A 3,188-nucleotide genomic window follows, 5' to 3' on the forward strand; every position below is an offset into this window, starting at 1 on the left:
TGGCCGGGCTTGCCGATGTCGGTCGCGGCGACAGCAGCGCGGCGTTGGCCGCTGCGGCAGGGGCCGATACCGAGCGTTGTGCGGATCCGGCTGTTCCCGGCTCCGGAGTCATGATGCTGACCGCCGGAGTCGATGCCGCGCTGGGGAAGTCGATATTGGTGGGCCTGCCTGTCGGGACCGAGGCACCAAGTGCGGCCAGCGGTCCGCCGGCCAGCCCGGCCGCTGCGACTGGCGCATTCCATGACGGCGCGTAACGCGCGACCAGGCCGTCATAGGCATGCTGGTCCATATTGGCCATGATCCGCTGGGTATCCGTCAACGAACGAAACGCGGCACATTGTGTCGCCATGCAGTGGTCCCGCGCCTGCAGCACCTGCGCGACCAGCCCATAGCGATCGCGCTCCACGGCCCGGCGCAGCGCGCGCAATTCCGGCGTCATGTTCGGCTCGGCGACGTCGGCGTCGCCAAGCGAGGTCAGGCGCGTGATCTGCGACGCCGTGTAGGCCACCGCCGAAGCGGCTGATTCGGCCGAGCCGAACAGCACCTTCTCGCAAGCCGACAACACAGTATCGCCGGCAAGATCATCGAGGCAGGCCATGGCCGGCAAGGTGGCGACGGACGCATTGACCGGTCGGCTCTCGTCGCTCGCATCGCGACTGGCCGGGCCACCGTAGACTCGAATGGTGGCTGCCGCCGCGATCCCGACCGCGAGCAGCGTGATGACGGTCAGCGCACCATTGGCGACCGATTTCTCGGCGCGCACCAGTGTGATCAGGACGATGATCCCGAAGAAACCGGCAGCCGCCATCGTCACCCACATCGGAAACGCCGGCGAGCGCCAGATGGAATCGAACAATGCTGCCCATGCCCAGTTCATGCGCGATATTCCCTCACGCAGCGAAATGAAGGCGGATTCTCAAGCATTCGCTTCGCAGATGGTTCGGCAAACGGGGCCTTTTGACGGCGCGCAAAATCAAATCCGGTTACCAGGCCGCGCCGCGCATTCGTCAGGAAACCGCAAGCTGGCTTTCCCTGGCAACCCGCTCAAAGGCTTCGGTCGAGCTCTTGATGCGATACTGGCAGTCATCGCCTTCAGTCGGAAGCTGCCGGATCACTTCATAGGTACCACTTGCTGCCGGGCGCGAAACATTGCTCGCAGTAAAATAGACGGTCGCCCCTACAGGAAATTTATGTTTCAACGCCCTCTCCATCACGCGGAATACCGGTCCGCGCTCAGGGTCCCGCTGCGGCTGCCGGCTGAAATCGAGGACTGTATAGCACGCAATCTTGCGCATTGGCCAGCAACATCCAGACATGGCAAATGCGCAAAATCGGTGGCTTTTCAGCGTGATAGGGCCAGATCACCGTTCCCTCGAATGCCCGTCGGCAAGAGGGAATCACGAGCCTCTTTCAGGCCGAATGCGGGAGCTTGCCGTCCGGGCTGGCGTGGTCCACCGCGACCGGAATCTGATGCGCCAACACTTCGGATATCTGATCAACCGGGATGTTGTATTTGGCCGCCAGCTGCCTGACGGTCTCGTTGCCGAGCACCTGACGCACCTGATCGGCGGTGATCGGCAGGTTCTGACCGGTCCCGATCCAGGATTTGACCTGCTCACCCAGGCCCGCCTGTTCCAGCTTGGCCACGATCGCATTGAGGCCGCCCTGGCTGCCGGTGCCCATCACTTCGCCGAGCACGGCGGGCAGCACCGCTGCGCCGAGCTGACCGAGGGCGCTCTTAAGCGCGGGCGAGTTTTCCAGTGAATCGAGAATTCCCATGGGCGGCTCCTGTCCTGATGCCTGTCGACGCACAAGCCCGACCGATGAAGACCGCTTTCGGAAGCTTCCGTCAAGCACAGCGCATCTCACTGTCGTGTCATGCACTCAGATCGCTTCGAAACGTTCGATGCGAAGGGTTTCGGCAAGTCCGGCTTTGGTCCATTCGTCAAAGGCCGGGAGCCCCATCATGGTATCCATGTAGGCCAGCGCTTCCGGCTCGAGCTCGATCGCGTAGGTGCGGAAGCGGTGCACCACCGGCGCGAACATGGCGTCAGCGGCGCCAAATGCCCCGAACAGAAACGGCCCAAACCTGCCATAGCGCTCGCGGCATTCCCGCCAGATCTGCTCGATGCGCGCGACATTGGCGCGCGCATCCGCCGAAAGCGCAATGGCGCCGACCGGCCGGTGCAGGTTCATGCCGCATTCGTTGCGCAGCGGCAGAAATCCCGAATGCATCTCGGCTGAGACCGACCGCGCATGCGCCCTGCTGGCGCGGTCCTCCGGCCACAGCTTTTTTTCAGGAAATCGCTCCGACAGATACTCGATAATGGAAAGCGAATCCCAGATCGTGACATCGCCATCGACGAGTGCCGGCACCTTGCCCGACTGCGTGAAGCTCAGAATCCGCGCTTTGTCCGAGCTGTCGTCGGTGTAGAGCGGGATGAACACTTCCTCGAAGGCGATTGCGTTGGCCCGCATCGCGAGCCAAGGCCGCATCGACCATGACGAATAGTTCTTGTTGCCGATCACGAGTTTCAGGGTCATGCCGCAAATCCTTTTGGCCACATCCTGCCATAGCGCAGGTCGGCCGAGCAACGGGACTTGTCCCGGGTCTCAAGATCCTGCGCTTCAGTCATCAGACGAGCGGTGCGCGGTCAGGACGAAAAATCCTGCGGCGTGAGATCAAGATCGAGGACCTTCCATTCGCGGTAATGATCCGCGGGCAGCATGGTGTAGGGCTGGCAATCCTTCAGGGCCCGGATCGCGGTCTGCAGCAGGTCCAAGGCCTTTGGATTGGCGCTGCCTCCAGCCACCATCGGATCGGCGGCAAGTCTGCCGTCAACCGTCAGCAGCAAGCGAAGCTTGACCGTCAGGTTGTCCGAAGGCGCGATCGATGTCGGCAATTTTGAACAAGACTTGAGATGATGGCGAAACTCGGTGATCGGGTCGGATGAAATGTTGATCGGCGTGGAGGCCGTGGCATCGAAATCGCCAGGCTTGCCGCCGGATTTTTCGCCGGGCCTGTCGGCGGACGTTTCACCGGTCCCTTCACTTGGCTGGCCCCGCAACGGCGGCAGATCTTCGGGCAGGCCGAGCATGACATGATATTTGACGGTCACATCGGGCTCAGGCGGCAAATAGCCAAGCGATGGCGACGGCGACTGGGGCTGCGGCGGAGAGGACTGAGA

The 3,188-nt window shown here is 62.5% G+C and carries 4 protein-coding genes and 1 pseudogene; all 5 read right to left on the reverse strand.

Features of this window, described 5'->3' with window-relative positions; translation table 11 throughout:
- A partial coding sequence (locus WCB02_RS29860; protein ID WP_423963583.1) for a hypothetical protein occupies positions 1-877 on the reverse strand: 877 nt, incomplete at its 3' end.
- Between the two features lie 130 nt (positions 878-1,007).
- Positions 1,008-1,211 carry a hypothetical protein gene (locus tag WCB02_RS29865; protein WP_423963591.1) on the reverse strand — a complete coding sequence of 68 codons (204 nt, stop codon included), beginning with the start codon at positions 1,209-1,211 and terminating at the stop codon, positions 1,008-1,010.
- 199 nt (positions 1,212-1,410) lie between these two features.
- Positions 1,411-1,779, reverse strand: coding sequence for a YidB family protein (locus WCB02_RS29870; RefSeq protein WP_423963586.1), 369 nt, complete (start codon positions 1,777-1,779; stop codon positions 1,411-1,413).
- Between the two features lie 105 nt (positions 1,780-1,884).
- Complete coding sequence (locus tag WCB02_RS29875; protein WP_423963588.1) at positions 1,885-2,544, reverse strand: glutathione S-transferase family protein; 660 nt, start codon at positions 2,542-2,544, stop codon at positions 1,885-1,887.
- A gap of 110 nt (positions 2,545-2,654) precedes the next feature.
- A pseudogene (locus tag WCB02_RS29880) lies at positions 2,655-3,188 on the reverse strand (hypothetical protein); the annotation flags it as partial.

Source organism: Bradyrhizobium sp. (assembly GCF_049581145.1).
Lineage (GTDB): Bacteria > Pseudomonadota > Alphaproteobacteria > Rhizobiales > Xanthobacteraceae > Bradyrhizobium.